Genomic DNA, 26098 nt, shown 5'->3' with positions numbered 1-26098 from the left:
AATATGAGACTTTGTGATAAAGATATTATTGAATTAATTGAACAAGAAAAAATTGTAATTATGCCAAAACCAGATGAATCGATGATTTCCGGAGTAAGCGTTGATATTTGTTTAGGTCATAAATTTCGTGTTTTCCAAGATCATACCGCACCTTTTATTGATTTAAGTGGACCTAAAGCTGAAGTTCAAGATGCAATGAATACAGTAATGAGTGATGAAATTCATATTGATGATGGCGATGCATTCTTCTTACATCCGGGTGAATTGGCCCTTGCAGTAACTCACGAGTCTGTCACATTACCTGCTGATATAGTGGGGTGGTTAGACGGACGTTCATCTTTAGCACGTTTAGGCTTAATGGTTCATGTAACGGCTCACCGGATTGATCCAGGTTGGTCCGGCCAAATTGTTTTAGAGTTTTTCAATTCAGGTAAGTTGCCATTAGCATTAAGACCACGCATGAAAATAGCCGCGTTAAACTTTGAAACTATGTCAGGCGATGCACTACGTCCGTACAATAAACGTGCGGATGCTAAATATAAAGGTCAGCAAGGCGCAGTTGCCAGTCGTATTAGCGAAGACGATTAATACAATTAGCTATATCTAAAAAAGCCCTCGATTGTTTGACAGTAATCGGGGGCTTTTTATTATCTTTGTAAATTTATAATTAGTGGCTAACGGGTTTGTGATTTTGCTTTTTATCGCCACTATCTATCGTAATTGTTTGATCAGTAATAGACTCTTGATCAAAAGCAAGTAAACATTGCTCCAGCGCATCAACTAACAAAACCTTGTCATGAAAATAATCTACTTTGCCACTAGCGAGCGGTGTTTTAATTAAATCGACAAAGTTCGATGTTGCGTCCATATTTTCTGTGACCACCATATCTACAGGCTGACAACCAATATTATAAGTTAACCATTCAAGCCTTTCATCAATGGTTAATTCGCCTGCGGGACTATGCTCTTTTGCAATATTATCGATGAAAACACAGCGGGCTTTGCTTGATGTAATAGCTTTTGAAATGTCTCTTACCAATAAAGGGGGGACTACCGATGTTAAAAAACTGCCTGGGCCTAAAATAATTAAATCGGCATTTTTAATCGCCTTTAACGTTTCAGGTAAAGCTTTAACTAAAGGCGCTAACATCATGTTTTTAGGCATAGTAGCCATGTCATCTACTGATATTTCACCGACACGACAACGACCTTCAGCATAAAAAGCCATTAAGTCAGTAGGGGTTTCAGACATAGGTTGCACACGAGTTCTTACTCGTAATATTCGTCTGATCAGCTTTATTGAGTCAAGAGGGCGGGAATGGATGTCATTGAGTGCGTATAAAATTAAATTGCCAAGATTGTGGCCGCTTAAATCATCACTGCCATCAAATCTGAAATTAAATAATTTAGAGCCTACAGAGTTAGGATCAACAAGTTGCATTAAGCAATTACGTAAATCACCCCAAGCGATAGTACTGCTACGTTTTCTTAATTTCCCGGTAGAACCGCCATTATCCGTAGTAGCTACAACACCGGTCAACTGATCGCCTAAAAAGGATAGGGTAGATAATACTCTTCCTAAACCATGGCCACCACCAATTGCAACAACATTCATTTTTTTCAAACGCATAAACTAAATATCCTATTTATAAGCCTCATAATAGCAATAAAGAAAGGCAGACTTAGTAAATACCAATTAAAGTAAATTTATTCCCAACTCAGAGCTATTTTATAAGTTTAATAACAAAGAAAATTAATTTAGATATAGTTATTCTATATTAAATGTATTTTCTGCTGTTAGTGAGGCTATAACAAACTCCCAAAGGGTGAGTTTAAAAGATTTATAGACTGCGTTATTGATTTAGATAAGGGAATAACCATTATCTACAATCAATGCCTTGCCTATAAGCCTTTTAATTCTCACTGAGTGGGAAATAACTTACTTTACTTGGTATCTTCAAGCATAAGCCATTTTAATGTGAAAACAGTAGTTTATGCTATATAAAAATTGTAATCAGACTAGGTGGGATGTTTTTTAGTGCTTTAATTTTATTATTTTTAACGTTTAAATAAATAAAGAACGATCATATTTTGCGATTTGCCGCCATTTAGTTTGTTAAAAAACAGGCAATCCGATCGATAAATGAACGAACATACAATAATTCACACTTTTTTGCGTTTTTCTTAAAAAAATAGGTTGACAGTTTTGGGATGACTGCATAGAATTCGCCTCGCTTTCAACGAGTCTAGGTCGCTCCTGAAAGTAGAAGTATGGGGCCATAGCTCAGCTGGGAGAGCGCTTCGCTGGCAGCGAAGAGGTCTGCGGTTCGATCCCGCATGGCTCCACCAATATACTTCTAAGGGTTTTGGCAAAAACCGACGTAAGATCTCTTACGAGATGGTATATATTTCGATATATAACAATGCGAATGTTAACTTAATTGATAACACCAGCGTCCCCATCGTCTAGAGGCCTAGGACACCGCCCTTTCACGGCGGTAACAGGGGTTCGAATCCCCTTGGGGACGCCAACATTTTTAAAAAGTAAGTTGTACCGTAAGGTAATATACAAGTTCTTAGTGCCAGGTGTTTTACACCGGACACAGAAAACTCTGCAATTGATAGTTGGTTTTAGAATCGACAACTCAATAAGGATTGTTCAATTTCATAAATGAAATGTTCACCCTTACGCAGAGACGTTTTAAGAGTATGTTTTGACAACAAATTCTGCAAGAAATAAGGTCGCTCAGTTGAACAAGTTCAACATTCGCCTTACGCAGAATTTAAAAAACAATTTCTGCAATTTTTAAGGATTATTCAATCGGCGCAGAGCTTGATTGAATGCCAACGCAGAAACATCAAAATATATTTTGATAAGCAGTTTCTGCGTCCCCATCGTCTAGAGGCCTAGGACACCGCCCTTTCACGGCGGTAACAGGGGTTCGAATCCCCTTGGGGACGCCAACTTATTTTAGATAACTTAAGTGATTAAGTTCTAGTGCCAGGTGCTTGCACCGGACACAGAAAAAAGTTTTAACTAACACATTGCTAATAGCAGTATGTTGTAAACGTGAATAATTTCTGCAAAAATATAGGATTGCTCAGTTGAACAAGTTCAACGTTAGCCCTTACGCAGAATTAACAAAACATGTTTTGTAAAACAAATTCTGCGTCCCCATCGTCTAGAGGCCTAGGACACCGCCCTTTCACGGCGGTAACAGGGGTTCGAATCCCCTTGGGGACGCCACTTATTTTATCAATACAATTTATCTTAGGTCTTAACCAGCTTGCTGGTGAAGAACGCTTAAATGTCTAAAGCAGTGCTTTGGAAGCAAATTCAGCGAAAAATTAGGATTGTTCAATTTCATAAATGAAATGTTCACCCTTACGCTGAAATACGAAACTTGTTTCGTAAGCAATTTCAGCGTCCCCATCGTCTAGAGGCCTAGGACACCGCCCTTTCACGGCGGTAACAGGGGTTCGAATCCCCTTGGGGACGCCACTTTATAGTGATGAAAAAGCCGACGTAAGTCGGCTTTTTTGTGTCTGGGATAAAATAACTTAGAATTGCCATGGGCCGTTCTTATACCATTCTTTATGCAGATGGGTATTACGCATCCATGCCTTTACGGCATATACAGCTTCCATGTTGAAAACGGTTTTAATTCTGTTGTACCTGCTTTTTTAAAAATTGTACGATACAGTTCGATTAAGTTATTTTTTTTGTGTTTTATCTATAACTTTTGTTGACACTACAACCTAATCTCATTAATATGCACGCCATTGAACAGCAGGGCTTTGCTTTGATGTTCTAAACAGTTTTATCTTAGGTCTTAACCAGCTTGCTGGTGAAGAACGCTTAAATATCTAAAGCAGTGCTTTGGAAGCAAATTCAGCGAAAAATAAAGATTGTTCAATTTCATAAATGAAATGTTCACCCTTACGCTGAAATACGAAACTTGTTTCGTAAGCAATTTCAGCGTCCCCATCGTCTAGAGGCCTAGGACACCGCCCTTTCACGGCGGTAACAGGGGTTCGAATCCCCTTGGGGACGCCACTTTACAGTGATAAAAAAGCCGACGTAAGTCGGCTTTTTTGTGCCTGTCTATTTATTAATAAAGTCAAAACTTGTGTTCGCTCTTATTTCACAGTAAATTTAATTACTAAACACTAAAAGCGTATTAAAACCTGCATCTTCAACGGTAACGGGTATAAAGGAACACATGAATGACAATGTCAGAGTTTGGCGATTTCGTCATAATATTGATGATAGTAAATGGTGCATTAAGCTATTACTATGGCCGCGATAAAGTTCGCTTTCCGATAGTTGCGGTGTTTTTTGGTGTGTTTTTGTCGATAATCCCGCCACTTGGGATTATTTATGTGACGGTGCTAATGCTAAAAAATGAGCCTGTTGATGCTGAAAAAGAACGCCTAAAAGAAGAAGAGTACCAAAAGGAGTTTGATCGCAGACAATACTCTAAAAAAATGTAGTAATCACGCCATTAAATATTATAAAACCGCCTCTAATATCTTCTTCATTTCAATGGCCACTAATGGTTGTGCTGCAATTGTTGGGTGAATACCATCGGCTTGCATTAATTCAGGTTTAGCCGCAACCGACTCAATAAAAAAAGGCAGTAAAACTACATTAGTTTCACTTGCTGCATGAGTGAAAACATCTGAGAACATTTTATTGTATCTAGGGCCATAGTTTGGCGGAATTCGAATAGCAGAAAGCAATACTTTAATATTTTTAGCTTGTGCTAATTCAATAATTTGTAACAAGTTATTTTTAATTAGTTTAGGTGGGAAACCACGTAAACCATCATTTCCGCCTAATTCAATCAATAAATAATCAATGCTATTCTTCTCTAATATACCCGGCAGCCGCGCTAATCCGCCTGCTGTAGTTTCGCCACTGATACTGGCATTAATGATCCGATACTTTGCTTTTTCTTGTTCTAATGTATTATTTAGTAACATTACCCAGCCATCTTTTTCTTGCATCCCATAACTTGCACTGAGACTATCACCTAAGAGTAAAATAGATTGTTGAGCCAATACCGACATTGAAAACGTACTGGTTAAAATGAACAAGAATGAAAGAGTTAGTTTTTTAAGCATGAATATAAAACCTGAAATAATATTAGAGTGTCGCAATGTTACTAAAACAGTGAAAACTGCCAGTAATAGTCAACATGAAAAATCTTTAACTATCCTGAAAGCAATTAATCTACAAGTCAAGTCTGGAGAGAGTATTGCTATCATTGGTGCCTCTGGCTCAGGCAAAACTACGTTATTGTCTTTACTCGCGGGGTTAGATTTACCAAGCTCTGGAGAAATTTACTTAAACAATTTAGCTCTGCACTCATTTGATGAAGAACGTCGCAGTAAAGTAAGAGCAGATCATGTTGGCTTTATTTTCCAATCTTTTTTATTGATAAATAGTTTAACTGCACTCGAAAATGTAATGTTACCTGCAGAGCTGGCTAATGACTCTGATGCAAAAGAAAAAGCGATTGCCATGCTTGAAAAAGTTGGCCTTGCTGATCGAATTGAACATTATCCGGGGCAATTATCTGGTGGTGAACAACAGCGTGTAGCCATTGCTCGCGCGTTTATATCAAATCCAGCCATTTTATTTGCTGATGAGCCTACCGGCAATTTAGACAGTAAAACTGGTGAAAGAATAACTGAATTGTTGTTTGAACTTAACCAACAACAAGGTACTACCTTAGTGTTAGTTACCCATGACTCTACATTAGCGTTGCGTTGCCAAAGACAGCTTTTGATGCAAGCTGGGGAATTTATCAATCAAGAAGTAGCCATGGCAGAGGTAAGTTAACATGCCTATATGGGTTAAACAGTCACTGCGGCTATTTAGACACGAGCTTAAACGGGGTGAATTAACCATTATTTGCCTAGCCATCATATTAGCTGTTGCGACGGTTTTTTCACTGTCGGGTTTTTCTGAACAAATTCAATCGGCATTGATCAATAAAAGTAATAGTTTTATTGCCTCTGATAGAGTGCTTCAATCATCGCGCCCGGCAGCAAATGAAATACTGATAAAGTCGAAAGAATTACAATTAAACAATGCTGAGGTGATGTTATTTTCCTCCATGGTGTTTGCTGGTGATGAAATGCAATTGGCGTCGGTTAAAGCTGTTAGCAGTTCATATCCGTTAAGAGGGGAGTTATTAATAAATGATCCGCAAAGTTCAAATGTTTTATCTAAGAGTGCTCCCGTTAGAGGCACTGTTTGGGTTCAAGCTGATTTACTTGAAAAGCTTGACGTTAACATTGGCGAAAAACTTGAGCTTGGCGCGGCAGAATTTACAATTGCCGGAACCATAAATAAAGAGCCTGATGCATCTTTTAGTGTCTTCACTCAAGGTCCACGAGTTTTTATCAATTTAGCTGATGTAGAGTTAACCCAAGTTGTACAACCGGGCAGTCGTTTAACCTATCGTTATTTATTTTCAGGTAGTGCAGATGCAATTAGTCAGTATGAACAATGGATAAAACCAAAGATTAGTGATATCCAGCGTTGGTACGATGTTAAAAGTCAGCAAACACCGTTGGCTAATGCATTAACCAGAGCTGAAAAATATTTATCACTGGCAAGCATGCTCGGGATCATTCTGGCGGCTGTGGCTGTTTCTGTGGCAAGTAGAAGGTACGGTCAACGTCATCAGCCTATGGTGGCCGTGTTTAAAGCCATGGGCGCGAATAGGGTGCATATACGAAATTTATATTTATTACATTGGACCAGCCTGTCGATATTTTCAATTAGCATCGGTTTAGTTATTGGTTTTGCTTTGCAAACCTTTGGCTTGTCTTTAATGTCTAGCTACTTGCCTGGAACATCTAATTCAATTTCATTTTACCCGCTTTTAGTCGCTATGGTAACTGGGGTGATCAGTGCGTTCGCTTTTGCTATAACACCAATGAAAATGCTGATTTCTACACCGGTTTTAGCGGTTATTCATGGTTTTGCTGATATCAATACTAAAAAAACTGTTCTGGGAAATCTTCCTCCTGTAATTGCTATTTTTGTTTTACTAATGTTATTTAGCCGTGACTGGTCCTTATCTTTGGCACTTATGGCAAGTGGTGGCGTGATTATTGGAATTTTATTATTGTTCGGTCGTTTGCTAATAAATACCGGCCGGGCGGTAGGTAGTCAAGCCGGGCAAGCTTTCCATTTGGCTATGGCAAATTTAAAACGTCGCGGCAAACAGAACAATGTGCAGTTAGTAAGTTTTACTATTGCGATTAATTTATTATTGCTGATGTTAGTGGTACGTAATGATTTGATTAATGAATGGCAAGCACAACTACCTGTAAATGCGCCTAATCAGTTTTTAGTAAACGTAACTAAAGAACAAGTGCCGCAGGTTGAGAGCTTTTTAACCAAACATGATATGAATTCTAGTGAGTTATATCCCATTGTTAGGGGAAGACTTACCGCTATTAATGAAGAAAAATTATTAAAAAAGGCCAGTAAAGAAGAAACAAACAAGAGCGATCAGGGCAGGCAAGGTATTGGTCGAGAATTGAATATGACCTGGCACTCTACTTTACCTAAAGAAAATGAAGTTGTGCAAGGGCAGTGGTTTGCACCAAACAGCACTTCTGCAGAAGTCTCAATTGAGTCCAAGCTTGCTGAGCGACTAGAAATAAAATTAGGCGACCAATTAAGTTTTCAAATTGGTAGCGAACAAATTAAGTTACCAGTAACTAGTATCCGAGAAGTGAATTGGCAATCGATGCAGCCAAATTTTTATATGATCTTCTCTGATAATGTGTTGGCAGATTTTCCGGCAACTTTTATTTCAGCCATGCACGTACCAACAAATAAACAAAAGCTAATGCAGACATTTTTATCTCAATACCCAACAATAAGTGTGATTGATGTGCAAGCAATGATCAGTCAATTACGCTCGGTAATAGAGCAAGTTTCCTTAGCGATAGAATTTATTCTTGCTTTAGTTGTTATCGCGGGATCACTCGTTTTAGTTGCGCAAGTTCAAGCCAGTATGGAAGAGCGTGAAAGAGAGTTAGCAATTTTACGTACATTAGGAGCAAAAGGTAGCTTATTAAAGGGGGCAACCGTACTAGAGTTTGTAATTTTAGGTGGTATCGCAGGCTTTATGGCGAGCATTGCTATGGAAATAGGTGTTTATGTTATTCAAACAAGAGTCTTTGAGATGCAGCCGTCAATGCATTTGCTTTATTGGTTTGTTGGCATTGGTTTAGGGGCTTTATTTGTTGGATTAGTCGGACTTTTTTCTTGTTGGCGGTTATTGAATTTATCGAGTTTAACGCTAATAAGGCGTACGTTATGAATTGTGTAATTCAGCCAACGCAATATTAATATTTGGGTAAGTAAATTTGAAATGCTGTGATAACAGGTGCTCAGGGAGTACCTTTTGTCCATAGAGTAGTAAATCAGACATTTCTCCAAGCAGTACTTTTAATACAATAGCCGGCACTGTTGCAAAGCTTGGTCTATGTAATGATTTTGCTAGAGCTATGGTAAATTCTGCATTGGTCACTGGTGTTGGTGCGGTTAAGTTGAATGCTCCTTGGCAGTCTAGGTTATTTAATAAAAACTCTATCGCATCAATCATATCTTCAATATGGATCCATGACATGTATTGATGACCTGATGATATTCTTCCTCCTAAACCAAACTTGAATGCCGGGAGCATTTTCTTTAATGCCCCGCCAGAATTTGCCAGTACAATCCCGGTTCTGAGTAAACAGACTCTGCTTTTATCATGCGCTATTAAAGCTTTGTCTTCCCATACTTTACAAATTTTGTGGGTAAATTCTTCATTAATATCCTCGTAGTGTTCATTGATCTCGGTATTACCTTGTCGACCATAATAGCCAACTGCAGAGCCTGAAATGAACACTTTGGGTGGGTTAGCAGATGCATTAATTAAATGGCTTAACTTGTTCGTTAATTTCCAACGGCTTTGACAAATTGCACGCTTTTGTCTTAAGCTCCAACGCTTATCCGCAATAGGTTCACCTGCCAGGTTTATCACCGCCTCAAAATCACTTAAATCTGCCTTATTATTTAGTGTATCGATAAAGTTAATTTTATTTGAACTAGGGAAGTGATTTCTAGCTTTTATTGGCTCACGAGTTAATACCACAAAGTTATATTTGTGTTGATATTTATTTATAAAAGCCGAGCCTATGAGACCCGTACCACCAGTTATTAAAATGTTCATTATTTAATTTACGGGTAATTATGAAATGTCTTTCATTATTAACAATAGTCTAAAAGGAGAGAAAAGTGCCAGTTTCAAATTATACTCATTCCTTAGGGAGAGCGGTATTAAGTACCGATAACTCATTGAGTGTAAATAGTGTATTTATTTGTTATCTTATAAGAATATAAAAAAAAAGAGATTTCTCATGGACTTATCAATTAAAAATACTGGGATAGTTAAAGTTTTAATAATCTTAGCCGCTTTGGTTATTATCATGGCAGGCATAAAAACTGCCAGCAGTATTTTGATCCCGTTCTTACTTTCTTTATTTATTGCCATAATGTGCAACCCGGTTATTAATAAGGCCGCTGAATATAAAATACCGAAAGGACTAGCGATAATATTAGTGATCGCCATTTTTGTTGCTATAGGCATGTCTCTTGCTAGTCTAATTGGCAATTCGCTCGCTGAATTGTCTGCACTAATGCCTGAATACCGGGCTCAATTATCCAGTGATTTTGCTGGTTTAATCGATAAATTAGCAGACTACAATATTAAAGTGTCTTCAACCATATTGATGCAATATTTAGATCCTGCTGCGGCCATGGGCTTTGCTGCCGATATGTTGTCAGGGTTTGGCAATATTATGGCCAACCTGTTTTTGATCATTATTACCGTGGTATTTATGTTGTTTGAAGCGCCTAGCATACCAGCAAAACTTCATTTAGCGCTTAAAGACCCACAAATGAAGATGCAACAAATCGACAAATTCCTCAACTCAGTGAACCAATACATTGCTATTAAAACTTACGTAAGTATCGCTACCGGTTGTTTAGTGAGTTTGATGCTGTGGGCGATAGGGTTAGATTTCTTTTTACTGTGGGGCGTTTTAGCCTTTTTGTTTAATTATATTCCTAATATTGGCTCTATTATTGCCGCAGTGCCAGCGGTGCTGTTAGCGTTACTGCAACTGAATCCATTTGCTGCGGCTATGATCGGGGCAGGATATATGTTGATAAACACGGTAATGGGTAATATGGTTGAGCCTCGTTATTTAGGTAGGGGCCTTGGTTTATCAACTTTGGTAGTATTTTTATCATTAATATTCTGGGGTTGGCTATTAGGTACTGTTGGCATGTTATTGTCGGTACCACTAACCATGATCATTAAAATAGGCTTAGAAAGTTCAGATGAAGCCAAATGGTTCTCTATTATGCTAGGTGATGAAAACCAGGCCGCTGATGAATTAAAACAGCAGCAAGCTCAGATATTACATAATGAAGAATAATCGGAAAAGCTAATGGCGATATTGTTTTTATTATTTATTAACGTGATTTGTATTTTCGTATGCTATTTTATTGCCAGGTGGCGTAAAGCGAATGTAAATACCAAGTCCATCAAGTTATTTCCTACTCAGCGAGAATTAAAAGGCTTATAGGCAAGGCATTGATTGTAGAGAATGGTTATTCCTTTTTTAAAATCAATAACGCAGCATATAAGCCTTTTAAACTCGCCACTGGGAGCTTATCAGTGGCCCACTAACTGCACAAAATTTCATGGGGATAGACAAACTATACCAATAAAATTTAGTTTGTTATTGAACCACTGATATAGCTCTGAGTTGTGAAATAACTTAATGGAATTGGTATAGTACTGGGCAATCTTGGGAGCTCTACTAGGGCCGTTAGCTTTGCCTTTTATACTGTTTGCCAAGCCATTAAAAAAATCAACTAACGAAAGCGCTAGTTGATTTATTCAATTCTGCTTTAATGATTAATTAAGCTCAGATTAGTTATGCAGGTAATACTTTTTTATAAGGTTTAACTGTTACTTTACTGTACACGCCTGCAGCCACATAAGGATCAGCATCAGCCCAAGTTTGAGCATCCTCTAAACTGTTGAATTCTAATATTAACAAAGAACCGGTAAAACCAGAGCTACCTGGATCTTCGCTATCTATTGCAGGGCAAGGTCCGGCAACAATCAACCTACCTTCATTTTGTAATTGCTTTAATCGGCCTATGTGTTGCTCACGAACACTTAACCGTAGTTCTAACGAATTTGGTACATCTTCACTGTAAATTACGTATAACATAGTTGCTTACTTCTCTATTTTATCTTGAGTGGCACTTTCAGTTTCATCCTGAGGGATGTATTTATATATCGACATTATTGAAACAATAGCAAACGTAAAAGTTAAGCCGGTTAAGCCAAACACTTTAAAGTTAACCCATGTTTCTTGGTCAAAACTAAAGGCAATGTATAAATTAAGCAGTGCACAAGTAAAGAAGAAGCCTACCCATGCCAAGTTAAATTTGCTCCAAATTGCATCTGGTAACTTAATTTGTTCACCCATAAAGCTTTGCAACAGATTTTTATTAAACGCATATTTACTGACTAATAGTGCGATACCAAAGAAGCCATTTATGATGGTAACTTTCCATTTTATGAAGGTATCGTCATGGAAAAAGATGGTTAAACCGCCAAATACCGCAATTAAACCAAAGAAGATCCAATGTCTATTCAGGATCGGTTTGCCAGTTGCCTTCATAACAACTAAGTGCATTGCCGAGGTAACGATTAACGCACCTGTAGCAATAAAAACATCGAACATTTTATAAAAGATAAAAAATACGACAAGCGGGATATATTCGAAAAAAGCAACCATTTGGGTACATACTACATTAATTTAAATTAGCTTCATTCTAACTAATCTTAGTGGGGCTTACTAGTGGCTGTTACGCAGCTTTGATAAGTTTTTATGTCGTACAATGGTTAATTATTGTCACCGATGTTAAGTTCGTTGAGTAAGTTTTTATCGATGCGACCTTTATTGGTCGATTCAATTTTATTAGGGTGTTTAATATCTTTCCAGGCCGTAACCTTGCCGCCGATATTAATTTTTACAAAATCATCATTACTGACGGCTAATTTAAAAAAATTAAGTAATGTTTGATAGCTACCTTGCTTGGCAACATTTAAACGCAATAAATCATCAGGTCTATTTCTAAAGTATTGTTCTATGTCTTGCCGGTGATTTAAGTAACATTGCTCAAGAAAGCTATCATCAGCAAGTTTTTCAATAGTAAAAGGCTTAAATATATTGGTATAACTCTGTTTAATTATTGGGTTAAAACCACCATCTTGTCGGGTAACATTAGTATGCATTCTTAGCAATAATTGCTTAATCGAGGGTAACCAATCTGTTAGGTCACGTTCAAGATAAATGAACTTTGAGTTTGGAAATGCTTGGTCGAGCTCTTTAAAGTGATAAAAAACAGGTGCATCAGCAATAACCTGAGCTTGATGCAAACAATTAAAGGTATAGCAGGTATGCGCAACTTTAAAGCCCAAATCCAGCATGGCGACACAAATACTTGTGGTCGCCGTACGTGGTAAACCAACGATGAATATTTTACCTTGAGTAAGCATATGCAACTTTAAACGTTATAACCAAATGGGTCATCAATAGAGTGAGCTGGCTCGGTAAACCACTTAGGGCCGCTTTCGGTGATGTAAAAATGATCTTCATGGCGAATGCCAAATTCCCCTGGAATACAAATCATCGGTTCATTAGAAAAACACATACCAACGGCTAAAGGTGTTTGATCATTTAGCACTAAATAAGGCCATTCATGAATGTCTAAACCAATGCCATGGCCAGTACGGTGTGGAAGGCCTGGAATATTATAATCAGGACCAAAGCCAACGGTGGCAAGATAGTCTCGTGCTGCTTTATCTGCACTTGCACACGGCTGGCCTAATTGCGCTGCTTCAAATGCCAAACGTTGCGCTTCTTTTTCATTATTCCACACTTGTGTTTGTCTAGGGCTGGCACTGCCATACACATAAGTGCGAGTAATATCAGAGTTGTAGCCCTCTAATTGACAACCAGTATCAATAAGCACAACATCGTTTAAATCTAATGATTTAGGGGTGGCTACGCCATGCGGATAGGCTGAGTCTTCACCAAACAATACAATACAAAAATATGAACCTGCAGTAGCGCCAACACGTTTATGAGCCTCATTAATGAACGCTTCTACTTCTTTAGTCGTTATGCCTTCATGTAATATTTTTGCAGCGGCTTTATGTACTTCTAAGGTCATGTTTTTCGCACGCTGTAATAAGGCTATTTCTGCTGCAGTTTTACACATTCGGCAGCCGGCCGTTACAACTTTAGCATCGATTAAATTAAATTGCGGTGCTGCCTTGTTTATACCATTCGCGATAAAGAATGCAGTAGATTCATCAATAGCAATATTTCCCGCTAGGATATTCATTGCGGCTAAACTTTCTGCAAATGTCTGATAGGGACTGATGTGCTCATGCCAACTGCTGACCGCCCCTTTTATTACCATAAACTGTTCAAGGGTACTTATTTCAAAATGCGGGGCAATATATACAATGTCACCTTGGGCTGGAATAATTGCACCAACCATACGTTCAGATGCATACCAGCGAGTGCCAGTAAAATAATAAAGGTTAGTACCTGCATTTATGTACGTAGCAGCAATGTTGTTTTGCTGCATAATTTGCTGCGCTTTGTTAATCCTTTGCTGATACTCTTCGCTAGAAATAGGCACAATATCAGATACCATATTCGTTAATTTGCCTAACTCTTTAGTTGCGGTTGAACCGCCGATGCCATTGTTTATCATAGCTTGAAACTTCTGTGGATTATGGATGAAAAGAAAGTAGCGCAGAATTAATTCCAAGTCCATTAAATAATTGGCCAAATTATTTAATGGACTTGGAATAACTGATAAGAAAGTAAAATTTATATTGGTAATTCTTTAACACGTAACGTTGGTTTATCTTATTAAAAAATGGATGTATTTATATATTAGATAAATCTAATGTACGTCTTTTATATACAGTCATTATTGATTATAATCGCTCGATAAAAATAAGCATTGTTCAAACTAGGATTTATTAATGTTAAAAACTATCCCTGAGCTCTTAAAAGAGGCAGGTAAAAATGTAAGAAAAGTCACTGCTGAACAGGCATTTGTTGAACTAGCTGAAAATAATGGCTTACTTATTGATATCAGGGAGCCTGTTGAATATGCTGCTGGCTCTGCAATAGGTGCTATTAATATTCCACGTGGTTTGTTAGAAATGAAAGTACTAGAGTTAGTAAAACAAGAAAATACCGCTATTTACTTACATTGTGCTTCTGCAGTTAGGGCAACTTTGGGCGCAGAGTCTTTAATACGAGTTGGTTATACCAATGTCAGCGCAATAAACTGTAAATTTGATGTCATTGCTAAAGTTTATGGCTCCAAGCCTATGGCTTGAAGCTATTATCGAAAACTGTCATTTATACTGCCTAACACACGTTCGCCTGGGCAGAGTAAATCTTGCTTTACTTGATTCATTGGTGTGTCAGCAGTGTTATTTAACTCATGAAATGTACTGGCTGTAGGATTTAAATAAAGTAAACCAGTCAAAATTTCACCTCGTTGTTTATGCTCTTCTACATCAGTCATAGCTTTTAAGCGGTTTGAGGTATCATAGCCTTTATCAAGTTTATGGATTCGAATAACGGAACCATCGTGTAAACAAATATCTTCAAATTCACCTTCTGGTATTTGCGCAGTGATTTCTTCCTTAATAGGTACAAAATCCGTTACCGCACCTGTTGTAACATGCTCTTGTACATAGTCATAGGAGCGAGTAGAACCCGGATGATTATTAAAAGTAACGCAGGGTGAGATTATATCGATAAAGGCAAAACCTTGATGAGCAATTGCCGCTTTTATAATTGGAACTAATTGTGCTTTATCACCAGAAAAACAGCGTGCTACAAATGACGCGCCAAGTTGTAAGGCCATAGTACACAGATCTATGTCATTAAATAGGCTAGTATCACCGGTTTTATTTTTTACTCCTCGATCTGATGTTGCAGCAAGCTGACCTTTAGTTAAGCCATAAACACCATTATTAGCGACCATATACACCATGTTGAGCTGGCGTCGAACAACATGGGCAAACTGACCTAAACCTATTGAGGCACTGTCACCGTCACCTGACATGGCTAAATAGGTTAAATCTTTATTGGCCAGGTTGGCCCCAGTAGTCACCGATGGCATTCTGCCATGTACGGTATTAAAACCATGGGAGTTATTAAGGAAATAGTTCGGCGCCTTAGAAGAACAGCCGATACCCGACATCTTGGCAATTTTATGTGGCTCAATAGATAATTCGGCACAGGCATGAATAATAGCTGAAGAAATAGAGTCGTGACCACATCCGGCGCACAGTGTTGATATTGCTCCTTCGTAGTCTCGATAGGTTAAGCCTAAATCATTTACTGGTAGTGACTTATGTCTAAATTTTGATTTTGCAAAGCTCATCTTACACAACCTCCTGATTAGGTATTTGTTGCTCTATTACCTGAATAATGTCATTACTTATTTGTTTTGCTGTAATTGATAATCCGTCAAAACAAACAACCGATGTTAAGCAATTTGGATCAATGTTTAACTCAGTTGACAGCAAGGTACGCATTTGCGCGTCTCGGTTTTGTTCAATTACAAATATTTGTTCATGCTGTTCGATAAACTTTTTAATTTCTGAACCAAATGGAAAGCCTTTTATTCGCATTAAGTCAACGGGAATACCTTGTTTATGTAGAATATGTTTTGTTTCACCGATTGCTTGGGCAGTTGAGCCGTAGTAAATTAATCCTATCTGGGTGTTTTGTAGCCCTGATGATATTTCTGCTTTTGGGATCAAGGTGGCGGCTGTAGCAAATTTTCGTTCTAAACGCCGCATATTATCAACATAGTCAGCTGATTTTTCAGAATAAATGGCATCTTCATTTCTCGATGTTCCACGGGTGAAGAAAGCCCCTTTATTGGGATGTGTTCCGGCAAAAGTGCGATAACAGATTCCATCGCCATCTACATCACGATAGCGTCCGAAAGACTCCGTATTATCTAATTCACGTATAGATAACACTTTTCCCAGATCGTATTTTTGTTTGTCATTCCAGATAAATGGCGCAGATAAGTGGTCATTCATGCCTAAATCTAAATCACTCATAATGATCACCGGGGTTTGCAATCTATCACTTAAATCAAAGGCGAGGGCACTGTGCTCAAAACATTCAGCGGGTGATTCAGGAAATAATAAAACGTGCTTGGTATCGCCATGAGATGCATATGCACATGCTAATACATCTGATTGTTGTGTTCTCGTTGGCATACCTGTTGAGGGGCCAGCGCGTTGAATATTGATCAACACCACAGGGATCTCGGCAAAATAAGCCAAGCCCAAAAACTCTGCCATTAATGAGATGCCAGGACCACTGGTAGCGGTAAACGAGCGTGCACCGTTCCAACCGGCGCCTATCGCCATACCAATTGCAGCCAATTCGTCCTCAGCTTGTACAATAGCAAAGTTTTTCTTGCCAGTTGCCGGGTCTATTCTTAACCGCTGACAGTAACTGGCAAATTTCTCAACAACAGAGGTCGAAGGAGTAATGGGATACCAACCAACCACAGTAGCCCCACCATATACCGCACCTAGCCCCGAACCCGTATTGCCATCTACCATAATGCGGTTACCAATCAGATCACGGCGCTGAACTTTAAAGTTCAATGGACAAGAGAAGTGATTGCTTGCATATTGAAAGCCAAGTTCTAAAGCATACACATTCGGGGTTATTAGTTTTTCCTTACCTTTAAACTGGTCACCAACTAAGGTTTTTAATACTCCAAATTCAATATCGAGCAGAGCAGCAAGCGCGCCGACATAAATCACGTTTTTAAATAATTGTCGTTGCCTTGGGTTTTGAAACTCTTTTAAACACATGGAAGAAATAGGAATACCAAGGTAATTAATATCATCTCTGAGCAAATCAGCGGGTATTTGTTTCGATGAATCAAATAATAAATAACCGCCAGAGACAACATCTTCTATATCTTCAATAAAACTTTGCGCATTCATCGCAACAATAATTTCTGTTTTTCCACCGCGTCGACCTAAAAATTCATTTTCATTAATCCTTACTTCATACCAGGTAGGTGCGCCTTGAATATTCGACGGAAAAATATTTTTTGCACTCACCGGTATGCCCATACGCATAATCGCTTTGGCAAACATATTATTGGCACTGGCAGAGCCTGTACCATTGGTATTGGCGAACTTAACGACAAAGTCATTTATCTTTGTAGAGGTATTATCTTCAACATTTTCATTGATCATTTTATTGTCGCCTCTATGTTATCAAGGGTAAGTTTTTGCATATCCCATGCGGCTGTAGGGCAACGTTCTGCACATAAACCACAATGCAAACACATATCTTCATCTTTCACCATAATATTGCCGGTTTTGAGCTTGTCGGAGATGAAATAGTCTTGCTCGTCGGTGGCTTTGTCTACTTTCAGTTTACCTTTTAGCAGTTCTTGCTCAGGTGTATGGTTATCTTTTATATCCTCAATAAAGTTAATGCAATCAGTTGGACATATATCTTCACAAGCAGAACACTCAATACAAGTACTTTCAGTAAACACGGTCTGCACGTCACAATTTAAACAACGACTCGCTTCTTCTAATGCTAATTGTTCATCAAAGCCCAGTTCAACTTCTGTTGTTAGTTCTTTTACTGCTTCTTCCCAGCTTATATGGGGCACAAGGTTGCGATTGTCATGGTCTATAATGTTGGTGTAACTCCATTCATGCATGCCCATTTTTTGACTGATAAGGTTGAAGTTACTAATTGGTCTTTGGCTTGGTACTTTGCCTTGACAAAATAAATCGATAGAAATAGCGGCTTTATGACCGTGGGCAACAGCGGTTATGATGTTTTCCGGGCCATATGCTGCATCACCACCAAAAAAGACTTTTTCAATGCTCGATTGTAATGTTGCTTCGTTTAAACAGGGCTGATCCCAATCATTAAAATCTAGGCCTATATCGCGTTCTATCCAAGGAAATGATGTATCTTGGCCAATGGCAACGAGCACTAGGTCACATTCAGCCAGCAAAGTATTTCCGGTATTGTTAAGCACACGGTGACCGCCGCGGTCGTAAAATGATTCAACTTCATCAAACAACACACCTTTTAATTTACCTTTTTCAATGACAAATTCTTTTGGGGTGTGGTTAACAATAATATCGATGCTTTCAGCTTTCGCATCTTCCTTTTCCCAGGGGGACGCTTTCATTGCAGCATAGCTCGAGCGCACAATAACTTTTACATCTTTCGCGCCAAGCCGTTTAGCAGTGCGGCAGCAATCCATCGCAGTATTACCGCCACCTAGCACTACAACTCTTTTGGGGGCGGAATCGCTATGACCAAAGCTGACATTAGCTAACCAATCTATACCAATGGCGATGTGTGACTTGGCTTGTTCATAGCCAGGAATATTTAAAGCCCTGCCTCTAGGGGCTCCTGTACCGACAAAGATTGCATCAAAATTTCGTTGCAATAACATATGCAGACTGGTGATTGGTTTACCAAAGTGAGTTTCTGCGCCCATATTTAAAATGTAATCTATTTCTTCATCAAGCACGGTTTCAGGTAATCGAAATGCTGGTATTTGACTACGCATCATTCCGCCACCCTTTGCATCCCGATCAAAAATAGATACTCGATAACCTAATGGTAATAAATCTCTAGCTACCGTTAATGACGCCGGGCCTGCGCCAATAAGAGCTATGTGTTTACCATTATTTTCACTGGGGGCTTTTGGTAAAAGTTCGGTAATGTCGTCTTTATAGTCTGCTGTTACTCGTTTTAACCGACATATAGCAACAGGCTCTTCTTCAACTCTACCTCTTCTACAAGCGGGCTCGCACGGGCGGTCGCATACTCTTCCTAAAACGCCAGGGAATACATTAGATTGCCAATTAAGCATGTAGGCGTCGGTATAACGTTTATCGCTTATTAGGCGAATGTACTCAGGAACAGGCGTATGGGCAGGGCAAGCTTGTTGGCAATCAACAACTTTTAGGTAATGGTTGTAGTTTGACACATCCGTTTTTTTCAAAATGACACCACAAATTTAGTAAACCGTTACTTATAATGTACACAATTTATGCAAATAATTAAGTGTTTCTTTGAAATAAATTTAAAGTCATTGTAGAAATTACGCTAACGAAGATAGCAAAGCCTATACCGGTTGCTATTGCCGCAGTATTTAAAGGGATTGTTAATTGATAATCTTGTAATGTTGCTTTGGCTATATCTAAATCTATTTCAATTATAAAATAGTATATTTTGGCAAAATAATCTGACTCAAATAAATGAGCAACGTGATGCGTTAATAAGGATATGCGTTCAATTAAGTCAAACACCACATCACCAGCAGCGTTTATACCTGGATCGCTATTCATTTGATAACGCTTTACCAACAATAATATATCGCCCTGGTAGTGTTGATCGGCAATGTATTGATATTTTTGCAGTTGATATTGAGCTTCAGCTAAATGGCCTGATATACGCTGACCGTATTGTTGAATAAAGCCCGGTAATTGCATGGCTAGTACAACATTTACGGAAAACAATATTTTATCTAAGGAGCTAAAAATAAATTTAAACATATCAGTCCGTTACAATACTTACATGTTCTAATAGTAACTCACCAATGGGTAATAGCAAGAACCCCGACTGTTCATCGTCCAATATAATTAAATTTAAAATGTATTAGTAACAAGCGGAGGGAAATTGGTAAACTAATACTTTATTAAAACCAAGTATTTTCTTATGTACAGCGATCAACAAGTAATAAATCAATGCAAACAATGGGTAGACGAAATCATTATCGGTTTGAATTTTTGTCCTTTTGCGAAAAAAGAGTTTGTACAAAATACTATTGCTTATCCGGTTGTTCGAAATGTTGATTTAGCCTCGGCGCTGCAATCTTTACTGGAAGAATGTAAACATTTGGATGAACATCCAGAGCTTGAAACGACTTTAGTTATTTACCCAGAAAACTTTCAATACTTTTACGATTACCTTGAGTTAGTCAATATGGCTGAAAACCTTATGGTGGCAGAGGGATATGAAGGGGTTTATCAAATAGCATCTTTTCACCCCGATTATGTCTTTAATGGCGTGGCTGAAGATGATGAAAGTAATTTTACTAACCGATCACCATTTCCTATTTTGCACATTATACGGGAAGCGTCGATGGATAGGGCAGTTAATGCCCACCCTGATCCAGAAGGAATACCCGATAGAAATATTGAACTGTGCTATAAAAAAGGCAGCGAGTTTTTTACACAGTTTCTTCTAAACCTCAAAAAAGAAAGATAAAGGATCTTTTACATGGATTTAAGTCAGTATTACGCCGAATTTTTAACCATTGCACTGGTGCATTTTTTAGCGGTGGCTAGCCCGGGTCCAGACTTTGCTGTAATTGTTAAACAAAGTTTAACGCGCGGCCGTCGCACAGCAATTATCACCAGTCTTGGTGTAGGAACGGCGATACTTCTTCATGTGACTTATTCATTAATCGGTATTGGTTTATTAATTTCCCAAAATCCGATGTATTTCACCGTATTGTCTTATATCGCGGCAGCCTATTTATTCTATATTGGTATGCAAGGACTGCGTGCGAAAGCAAGCCATAAAGACGACAATGTAAAATTTGCACATAAGCAGGAACAATCTTCGGGTAAAGCATTTTTGACCGGATTTTTAGTCAATGGCTTGAACGTTAAAGCGACTTTATTTTTTGTGTCTTTGTTTTCCTTGATAATTTCAGCGCAAACGCCAACTTCAGTCCAAGCATTTTACGGTGGCTATATGGCAATTGCTACTGCTGCATGGTTTAGCTTTTTATCGGTGATGTTAACCATAGGGAAATTTAGAGAAAAGCTTTTACAAAAGGCCCATGTAATTGATCGTTTTATGGGAATAGTGCTGATCGCTTTAGCAATAAAAATAGTACTTATTTGATCCTGTTTTAGTACAAAATCACATAATTCATTACAAACTTAACCATACTTTACTAATCACCCGGTATTAGACTTAGTATTAGTTTGGTATAATCATCTTTCATTCTCAAAAAAGAAAATCATTATTGTGCAAGAAAAAAGATTCGTTGAAATAGGCTCTAACCTTGAAAAAGCAGTTCAAGGAGAATACAAACTCGATGTTCAGGCAATTTTAAAAGAAGGATGGTTATTAACTAAAACCAATAAACAAGCAATACTGTTAGGTTTGGTTTTTGTCTTTTTAATGGGCATTATTATTACCATGGTTGCCGCACAATATATGGGCGGTATTGAAACGGTAATGCAAAATAATCAAGCGCAAGTGGCGATTAATTTAATCATTACCGTGTTGTTATGGCCTTTTATTGCCGGTATTGAAATGATGGGGGTTTCGCATGCTGTTGGCATTAAAACCCGTACCGGTTTTGTTTTTGCATTTTTAAAACGCAGCGCCTATACCGCGATTACCGCGCTTATTATTGCCAGTATCACCTCACTAGGTTTTTACTTGATTTTACCCGGCATTTACCTTGCAGTAGCTTTATCGCTTACAATTCCACTTATTGTTGAAAAAAATATGTCACCAATTCCTGCTATTGTTTTATCGTTAAAAGCAACACGCTTTCAATGGTTTAAATTGTTACAGATATATAGCTTGTTGTTGCTGGCCGCGATGCTGTCATTATTGCCTGGTTTTCTGGGCTTTCCGCCAATAATTGCTATGGTTATATTTTTTATCTCTATGGGGTTTTTAGCGCCACTTTATTACAATATTAAGGGTATTTTATATCGAGAAATTTTTGGTGTTCGTATGCAGGTAATCGGTAAACCTGGTGAACAAGACATGTACTTTTCAGCTTAGTAGATATGAATCAATTTAGTTTATGAATATAAGAAGGATCTTATAATGGTTAGTCCAAATAGAAAAAAACATAATACAATTAAAGGTGTATTACTCATTGCCATTTTTATGATGGCATTATTCCCATTTATATTTATTAGTGAAACAGAAGTCCTGATAAGTGATCATAAAATAGAAAACAGAACGGCAACAAAACCCACTAGAGTTGTTGAACAACCGTTACATGATGTGCAATTACCTAATTTTATTACTATTAAAGATATCCCGACGCGCAAGCAGCAATTCTTTGACTTTTTAAAACCAGCCATCGATGATGAAAATAAAAGGCTTGCCAAGCGTAGATCTAAGGTTGTTAAAATTGCTGAAGACCTAGCTGCAGATAAACCTTTATCGAGAAAACAACGTAACTTTTTAACTAAACAAGCGCAAAAGTACAAATTAAAAAATACTTCCTCAACTGAAATTATTATAAAGCAGTTGTTATTAAGAATTGATCAAATACCAAGAGAATTAGTTTTGGTTCAAGCTGCAAATGAGTCGGCTTGGGGCAGCTCTCGCTTTGCTCGCATTGGTTTAAACTTTTTTGGTATGTGGTGCTTTAAAAAAGGTTGTGGCCTTGTGCCTAAAGGCAGAGATTCAGGCCTTAATCATGAAGTAGCAGCTTTTGATAGCCTAGAGCAGATGGTTAATCATTATTTTCATAATATTAATACCAATGCAGCGTATGACTTATTTAGAACTATAAGAGGGCAGTTAAGAGACAATGATGTTGAACTTCTGCCTAATGTACTTGCTACCGGCTTATTACCGTATTCAGAGCGTGGTATAGATTATATTGTCGAAATAAATACTATGCTGCGTCATAACCATAAATATATTAAAGCGTGAACGAGTTAAATGAAATTTAAGAAACAGACTCCAATGAAAACAAAATCAATAAAACAGTACATTGTGGCAGGCATGTTATCGCTTACTGCTTTTGCCAGCCAAGCGGTAGATCTGGAGTATAAAGGCTTTTATCAGCGCTTAGATTTGATTAAAGAAAACAAGCTTGATCAAATTACCATGGGATTTTATCTGGTCGATTCTTATAAAAGAACCCGTTGTGATCTGGTTAGTGCCACTATGCTGGCACAAGGCAAAGAGCCTGAGCAAGTTGATATAGCTGCAGATGGCCAACTTTTAGTGCCATTATCGCGTGAATTGTACGACAAGTTTGCTTTATTACGAGTAAAGCTAAAAGATGAATATCAAAACTGTATCTTACAAATGCAGATGCAAGTTAAAGATAAAACCAAAACAGACTTTAGCTTTAGTGAGTTAGCGTTAATCACCAAGCAGATGCAAGAGCTTGTTGATGAATTTGGTTCATTCCTTTGGTTTATGATGCCAAATGTAAGTGGCTTACATGTTGAACTTAGTCGTGCTGACAGTATTTCTTATATCAATGAAGAATTTAAAAGTGCTTTAAATTGCCAACAAGACAAGTGTAAGTTAGACATAAATCAAAAGAATCAATCTAATGATATGGCTATTAGCTTTGATATGCCGCCACAAGTAATATCACCTTGGATCAAAGACGATTAATTCAACAGTTCAAACGTAAGAAGGGTGTTTAGCTTTTAAATACCCTACAAAGCCTTTTAAATAAAACATTCATAGCGTTTAGCTTTATTGATTATATAAAGCTAATAAGCCGTCTCAAAGCTTGTTTCCTACCATAAATCCTCATCTACCAGTTCATATAAATCGATAAATAAATATATTTATAAGGCTTCTGCCTTTGGCCTTATTAAATATTTATAAATCTATACCTTTTAAGTTTATTGCGAATGATAATGATTCTTATTTACATTTGATTTCAAGTGAATTAGAATCCGTTGCGATTCGAACACACAAAAACAACAAACAACTTAATGAGATCTAAAATGAACAAAACTTCTCTTTCTCTCGCAATTTTCTCTTCTTGTTCACTTTCAACCGCTATGGCTGAGCAGCAAATGCCAGGTATTGAAGTTATTCAAATACAAGGCAGTTATTTCAATGATTACAAAGTTGATAACGCATCTGGCGCCACACGAGTAGATACACCTTTACTCGAAACTGCGCAATCGGTAACGGTTATACCAATTACAATAATTGATGAACAACTGGCTACGACACTAGGTGAGGTTGTGGCAAACGATGCAAGTTTAACTGCAGGCTCAAAACAGCGAAATAGAGAAGTATTTAGCTCCCGAGGTTTTGAACTAAGCTCATCTACCGGATATTTACGTGATGGTCACCAACATTGGTCCCACTATCAACAACCCATTGAAACGCTTGACTCTGTAGAAATTATAAAAGGACCGGCAAGCATCCTTTATGGTCAATCTGCCCCAGGCGGTCTGATTAATATGGTAACTAAAAAACCTACACACAAGCAATTTACCAATGTAAGTATGGATACCGATCAAAACGGTTCGAATCGTTTCACCTTAGATAGTGGTGGGGCGCTCAGCAATGATGAATCTTTACGCTACAGAACGGTATTGGTAAAACAAGATGTTATTTTTAGCCGAGAATATGAAAATGGAGAAGAACGTGAACGTGATCGTTTCTTGGGCTCTATGGTGCTTGATTATGATGTAAGCGATGAGTTATTGCTACGCATTCATTATGACCGAACTGAGGACAAAGCAGGGCTTGATACAGGTGCCTGGCTTGATGAAAGTGGCGAAATCATTGGCGATGATAAAACAATTTATGATATGTCTTGGGCATTCACTGACATTAACGTTGAAAACACAGGTATCGACTTGACCTACTATCTTGCGGAAAGTTGGCAGGTAAAGCTGGGATATAACGAGCAAAATTTTGAACGTCAACGTTTTGAATCAGCACCAAAAAAGCCTGACGATTATCAAGCAGGAGATAGTTATCAATCAAAGCCTTATGATCGTTTTGACGATTGGCAATTTAAAACCACGTTTATTGATTTCAGTGGCGAATTTGAATTAGTAGGAATAACTCATCAGCTTTTATTAGGCGCAAATAGCCTAGATTATTATTATGGCCAATTAAAAACATCTGCAGACTCATTTGAGTATGTACCAGGTTCTCCTGAGCCAGAAAAACCAAACATTAGTTATAAAACCGACGACAGCCTGTATACCAGTGCATATGACTATTACGGGGTCTATGTTCAAGATTTAATTACATTTAATGAATTCTGGCAGTTATCAATCGGTGCTCGGTATGACAAACAAAATAAACAAGGTGCTGATAACGAATCTATATTACCCAAGTTTGGCATCATGTATCACCCAAATAATGATGCAACTATTTATGCCAGTTACACTGAAGGGTTTGAGCCACAATCAAGCGAAACAATTACCGATGAAACAGATAGTAACTATGGCATGAATATAGACGCAATTACCTCAGAACAAATTGAGCTAGGTGCAAAATGGCAAGTTAGCGAGCGATTGTTAGTAACAACGGCGTACTTTGATATTGAAAAAAGCGGCTCTTTGATTACTGAAGCGCTATTTAATGATCCAAATTATGACTCCATCACTACCCAGTCTGGCTTACAACGACACCAAGGTTTTGAGTTTTCAGCTCAGGGAGCCGTAACTGATAAGTTATTTATGATGGCTTCAGCCATGAATCTTGATGCTGAATTTGAACGGGATGAAAACTATCAAGGGAAAACTCCCGTTGATGCACCACAATGGTCGGCATCTTTATGGGGGCGTTATGAACTAAGCGAAAACGTTGCTTTAAACGCAGGTGTTTTTTATCAGGGAGACCGTTTTGCTGATAGCGAAAATACTATCGAAAAAGAATCCTACACACGCGTAGATCTAGGGGCTACTTATACCACTAGATTTGCTAGTAATGATATTAACTTCAGAGTGAATGTTGAAAACCTATTCGACACAAACTATCTTGCTGGCGGTGGCACCAATAACGTCACCGTTGGTGAAGAGCGCACAGTGCGTTTTGAAGTAAAAGCCAGTTTTTAATCCCATTTGAAAATCCCCCATAACTACCACTTGTTTAGTAA

Annotated in this window: 23 protein-coding genes and 6 tRNA genes; 18 read left to right on the top strand and 11 right to left on the bottom strand. The window is 38.0% G+C overall.

The annotated features are described in order from the left end of the window. Window positions 1-3 precede the first annotated feature (3 nt). Entirely contained in the window at window positions 4-588 is a 585-nt protein-coding gene (gene dcd, locus RI844_RS04620; RefSeq protein WP_348397276.1) for a dCTP deaminase, read from the top strand. Window positions 589-667: 79 nt separating this feature from the next. Here dcd and RI844_RS04615 read toward each other — a convergent pair whose 3' ends face one another. Then, a complete protein-coding gene (locus tag RI844_RS04615) occupies window positions 668-1630 on the bottom strand; it encodes a gluconeogenesis factor YvcK family protein (protein ID WP_348397275.1) in 963 nt (320 codons plus the stop codon). Window positions 1631-2273: 643 nt separating this feature from the next. Between RI844_RS04615 and RI844_RS04610 the strand changes: the two genes are divergently transcribed. The 7 genes from RI844_RS04610 (at window position 2274) to RI844_RS04580 (ending at window position 4494) form a co-directional block, all read left to right on the top strand. Next, window positions 2274-2349 (top strand) — tRNA-Ala (locus tag RI844_RS04610). Window positions 2350-2455: 106 nt separating this feature from the next. Further along, window positions 2456-2531, top strand: a tRNA-Glu gene (locus RI844_RS04605). A gap of 357 nt (window positions 2532-2888) precedes the next feature. Then, window positions 2889-2964: transfer RNA gene (locus tag RI844_RS04600), tRNA-Glu, on the top strand. A gap of 207 nt (window positions 2965-3171) precedes the next feature. Beyond that, window positions 3172-3247, top strand: a tRNA-Glu gene (locus RI844_RS04595). 179 nt (window positions 3248-3426) lie between these two features. Continuing rightward, window positions 3427-3502: transfer RNA gene (locus RI844_RS04590), tRNA-Glu, on the top strand. A gap of 479 nt (window positions 3503-3981) precedes the next feature. Further along, window positions 3982-4057, top strand: a tRNA-Glu gene (locus RI844_RS04585). 170 nt (window positions 4058-4227) lie between these two features. Then, window positions 4228-4494 carry a hypothetical protein gene (locus RI844_RS04580; RefSeq protein WP_348397274.1) on the top strand — a complete coding sequence of 89 codons (267 nt, stop codon included), beginning with the start codon at window positions 4228-4230 and terminating at the stop codon, window positions 4492-4494. An 18-nt stretch (window positions 4495-4512) separates the two neighbouring features. Here RI844_RS04580 and RI844_RS04575 read toward each other — a convergent pair whose 3' ends face one another. Continuing rightward, window positions 4513-5127: an arylesterase gene (locus RI844_RS04575; RefSeq protein ID WP_348397273.1), complete on the bottom strand. Its 615-nt coding sequence runs from the start codon at window positions 5125-5127 to the stop codon at window positions 4513-4515. Between RI844_RS04575 and RI844_RS04570 the strand changes: the two genes are divergently transcribed. Both RI844_RS04570 and RI844_RS04565 read left to right on the top strand, forming a co-directional pair. Then, window positions 5126-5848, top strand: coding sequence for an ABC transporter ATP-binding protein (locus tag RI844_RS04570; RefSeq protein ID WP_348397272.1), 723 nt, complete (start codon window positions 5126-5128; stop codon window positions 5846-5848). The genes RI844_RS04575 and RI844_RS04570 overlap by 2 nt on opposite strands. Before the next feature lies 1 nt (window position 5849). Beyond that, the gene (locus RI844_RS04565; protein WP_348397271.1) at window positions 5850-8354 is read left to right on the top strand and encodes an ABC transporter permease; all 2505 of its coding nucleotides are present in this window, start codon (window positions 5850-5852) and stop codon (window positions 8352-8354) included. Here RI844_RS04565 and RI844_RS04560 read toward each other — a convergent pair. Then, on the bottom strand, window positions 8349-9251 hold the full coding sequence (locus RI844_RS04560; protein ID WP_348397270.1) for a TIGR01777 family oxidoreductase: 903 nt from the start codon (window positions 9249-9251) through the stop codon (window positions 8349-8351). The two genes, RI844_RS04565 and RI844_RS04560, sit on opposite strands and share 6 nt — an antisense overlap. 187 nt (window positions 9252-9438) lie before the next feature. Between RI844_RS04560 and RI844_RS04555 the strand changes: the two genes are divergently transcribed. Then, on the top strand, window positions 9439-10521 hold the full coding sequence (locus RI844_RS04555; protein ID WP_348397269.1) for an AI-2E family transporter: 1083 nt from the start codon (window positions 9439-9441) through the stop codon (window positions 10519-10521). Between the two features lie 504 nt (window positions 10522-11025). Here RI844_RS04555 and RI844_RS04550 read toward each other — a convergent pair. The 4 genes from RI844_RS04550 to RI844_RS04535 all read right to left on the bottom strand — a co-directional run bounded on the left by RI844_RS04550 (window position 11026) and on the right by RI844_RS04535 (window position 13891). Beyond that, the gene (locus tag RI844_RS04550; protein WP_348397268.1) at window positions 11026-11328 is read right to left on the bottom strand and encodes a YciI family protein; all 303 of its coding nucleotides are present in this window, start codon (window positions 11326-11328) and stop codon (window positions 11026-11028) included. Window positions 11329-11334: 6 nt separating this feature from the next. Beyond that, window positions 11335-11901, bottom strand: coding sequence for a septation protein A (locus RI844_RS04545; protein WP_348397267.1), 567 nt, complete (start codon window positions 11899-11901; stop codon window positions 11335-11337). 107 nt (window positions 11902-12008) lie between these two features. Continuing rightward, window positions 12009-12665 (bottom strand): sulfotransferase, encoded by a 657-nt coding sequence (locus RI844_RS04540; RefSeq protein WP_348397266.1) that lies wholly within the window; start codon window positions 12663-12665, stop codon window positions 12009-12011. An 8-nt stretch (window positions 12666-12673) separates the two neighbouring features. Continuing rightward, complete coding sequence (locus tag RI844_RS04535; protein ID WP_348398318.1) at window positions 12674-13891, bottom strand: M24 family metallopeptidase; 1218 nt, start codon at window positions 13889-13891, stop codon at window positions 12674-12676. Between the two features lie 280 nt (window positions 13892-14171). Here RI844_RS04535 and RI844_RS04530 point away from each other — a divergent pair, with 280 nt between their 5' ends. After that, window positions 14172-14534 (top strand): rhodanese-like domain-containing protein, encoded by a 363-nt coding sequence (locus tag RI844_RS04530; protein ID WP_348397265.1) that lies wholly within the window; start codon window positions 14172-14174, stop codon window positions 14532-14534. A gap of 5 nt (window positions 14535-14539) precedes the next feature. Here the strand turns inward: RI844_RS04530 and RI844_RS04525 are convergent, their stop codons facing one another. From RI844_RS04525 to RI844_RS04510, 4 genes are read right to left on the bottom strand one after another with little or no spacing between them, the layout of a single operon-like run. Next, window positions 14540-15592: a 2-oxoacid:ferredoxin oxidoreductase subunit beta gene (locus RI844_RS04525; protein WP_348397264.1), complete on the bottom strand. Its 1053-nt coding sequence runs from the start codon at window positions 15590-15592 to the stop codon at window positions 14540-14542. A 1-nt stretch (window position 15593) separates the two neighbouring features. After that, on the bottom strand, window positions 15594-17447 hold the full coding sequence (locus tag RI844_RS04520) for a 2-oxoacid:acceptor oxidoreductase subunit alpha (RefSeq protein ID WP_348397263.1): 1854 nt from the start codon (window positions 17445-17447) through the stop codon (window positions 15594-15596). Further along, window positions 17444-19234: an FAD-dependent oxidoreductase gene (locus RI844_RS04515; RefSeq protein WP_348397262.1), complete on the bottom strand. Its 1791-nt coding sequence runs from the start codon at window positions 19232-19234 to the stop codon at window positions 17444-17446. Before RI844_RS04515 ends, RI844_RS04520 begins: the two co-directional genes overlap by 4 nt. 58 nt (window positions 19235-19292) lie before the next feature. Continuing rightward, window positions 19293-19787 carry a DUF2937 family protein gene (locus RI844_RS04510; RefSeq protein WP_348397261.1) on the bottom strand — a complete coding sequence of 165 codons (495 nt, stop codon included), beginning with the start codon at window positions 19785-19787 and terminating at the stop codon, window positions 19293-19295. A gap of 163 nt (window positions 19788-19950) precedes the next feature. Between RI844_RS04510 and RI844_RS04505 the strand changes: the two genes are divergently transcribed. The 6 genes from RI844_RS04505 (at window position 19951) to RI844_RS04480 (ending at window position 26057) form a co-directional block, all read left to right on the top strand. Next, window positions 19951-20502 carry a DUF1415 domain-containing protein gene (locus tag RI844_RS04505; protein ID WP_348397260.1) on the top strand — a complete coding sequence of 184 codons (552 nt, stop codon included), beginning with the start codon at window positions 19951-19953 and terminating at the stop codon, window positions 20500-20502. Between the two features lie 12 nt (window positions 20503-20514). Next, window positions 20515-21147, top strand: a complete 633-nt coding sequence (locus RI844_RS04500; protein WP_348397259.1) for a LysE family translocator — start codon at window positions 20515-20517, stop codon at window positions 21145-21147. A 126-nt stretch (window positions 21148-21273) separates the two neighbouring features. Then, window positions 21274-22047, top strand: a complete 774-nt coding sequence (locus RI844_RS04495; protein ID WP_348397258.1) for a hypothetical protein — start codon at window positions 21274-21276, stop codon at window positions 22045-22047. A 45-nt stretch (window positions 22048-22092) separates the two neighbouring features. Continuing rightward, window positions 22093-22935: a glucosaminidase domain-containing protein gene (locus RI844_RS04490; RefSeq protein WP_348397257.1), complete on the top strand. Its 843-nt coding sequence runs from the start codon at window positions 22093-22095 to the stop codon at window positions 22933-22935. Between the two features lie 33 nt (window positions 22936-22968). Next, window positions 22969-23634 carry a DUF2987 domain-containing protein gene (locus tag RI844_RS04485; RefSeq protein WP_348397256.1) on the top strand — a complete coding sequence of 222 codons (666 nt, stop codon included), beginning with the start codon at window positions 22969-22971 and terminating at the stop codon, window positions 23632-23634. A gap of 341 nt (window positions 23635-23975) precedes the next feature. Further along, window positions 23976-26057: a TonB-dependent siderophore receptor gene (locus tag RI844_RS04480; RefSeq protein ID WP_348397255.1), complete on the top strand. Its 2082-nt coding sequence runs from the start codon at window positions 23976-23978 to the stop codon at window positions 26055-26057. Window positions 26058-26098: the final 41 nt, after the last annotated feature.

Origin of the sequence: Thalassotalea fonticola, assembly GCF_032911225.1 — a bacterium.
Classification (GTDB): domain Bacteria; phylum Pseudomonadota; class Gammaproteobacteria; order Enterobacterales; family Alteromonadaceae; genus Thalassotalea_A; species Thalassotalea_A fonticola.
This window is presented reverse-complemented; position numbering and strand designations above follow the sequence as displayed.

Excerpts from the sequence above, each read along its gene's own strand:
- dcd (WP_348397276.1), top strand. The coding sequence starts at position 4 with ATGAGACTTTGTGATAAAGATATTATTGAATTAATTGAACAAGAAAAA.
- RI844_RS04615 (WP_348397275.1), bottom strand. The coding sequence starts at position 1,630 with ATGCGTTTGAAAAAAATGAATGTTGTTGCAATTGGTGGTGGCCATGGT.
- RI844_RS04580 (WP_348397274.1), top strand. The coding sequence starts at position 4,228 with ATGACAATGTCAGAGTTTGGCGATTTCGTCATAATATTGATGATAGTA.
- RI844_RS04570 (WP_348397272.1), top strand. The coding sequence starts at position 5,126 with ATGAATATAAAACCTGAAATAATATTAGAGTGTCGCAATGTTACTAAA.
- RI844_RS04575 (WP_348397273.1), bottom strand. The coding sequence starts at position 5,127 with ATGCTTAAAAAACTAACTCTTTCATTCTTGTTCATTTTAACCAGTACG.
- RI844_RS04565 (WP_348397271.1), top strand. The coding sequence starts at position 5,850 with ATGCCTATATGGGTTAAACAGTCACTGCGGCTATTTAGACACGAGCTT.
- RI844_RS04560 (WP_348397270.1), bottom strand. The coding sequence starts at position 9,251 with ATGAACATTTTAATAACTGGTGGTACGGGTCTCATAGGCTCGGCTTTT.
- RI844_RS04555 (WP_348397269.1), top strand. The coding sequence starts at position 9,439 with ATGGACTTATCAATTAAAAATACTGGGATAGTTAAAGTTTTAATAATC.
- RI844_RS04550 (WP_348397268.1), bottom strand. The coding sequence starts at position 11,328 with ATGTTATACGTAATTTACAGTGAAGATGTACCAAATTCGTTAGAACTA.
- RI844_RS04545 (WP_348397267.1), bottom strand. The coding sequence starts at position 11,901 with ATGGTTGCTTTTTTCGAATATATCCCGCTTGTCGTATTTTTTATCTTT.
- RI844_RS04540 (WP_348397266.1), bottom strand. The coding sequence starts at position 12,665 with ATGCTTACTCAAGGTAAAATATTCATCGTTGGTTTACCACGTACGGCG.
- RI844_RS04530 (WP_348397265.1), top strand. The coding sequence starts at position 14,172 with ATGTTAAAAACTATCCCTGAGCTCTTAAAAGAGGCAGGTAAAAATGTA.
- RI844_RS04525 (WP_348397264.1), bottom strand. The coding sequence starts at position 15,592 with ATGAGCTTTGCAAAATCAAAATTTAGACATAAGTCACTACCAGTAAAT.
- RI844_RS04520 (WP_348397263.1), bottom strand. The coding sequence starts at position 17,447 with ATGATCAATGAAAATGTTGAAGATAATACCTCTACAAAGATAAATGAC.
- RI844_RS04510 (WP_348397261.1), bottom strand. The coding sequence starts at position 19,787 with ATGTTTAAATTTATTTTTAGCTCCTTAGATAAAATATTGTTTTCCGTA.
- RI844_RS04505 (WP_348397260.1), top strand. The coding sequence starts at position 19,951 with ATGTACAGCGATCAACAAGTAATAAATCAATGCAAACAATGGGTAGAC.
- RI844_RS04500 (WP_348397259.1), top strand. The coding sequence starts at position 20,515 with ATGGATTTAAGTCAGTATTACGCCGAATTTTTAACCATTGCACTGGTG.
- RI844_RS04490 (WP_348397257.1), top strand. The coding sequence starts at position 22,093 with ATGGTTAGTCCAAATAGAAAAAAACATAATACAATTAAAGGTGTATTA.
- RI844_RS04485 (WP_348397256.1), top strand. The coding sequence starts at position 22,969 with ATGAAAACAAAATCAATAAAACAGTACATTGTGGCAGGCATGTTATCG.
- RI844_RS04480 (WP_348397255.1), top strand. The coding sequence starts at position 23,976 with ATGAACAAAACTTCTCTTTCTCTCGCAATTTTCTCTTCTTGTTCACTT.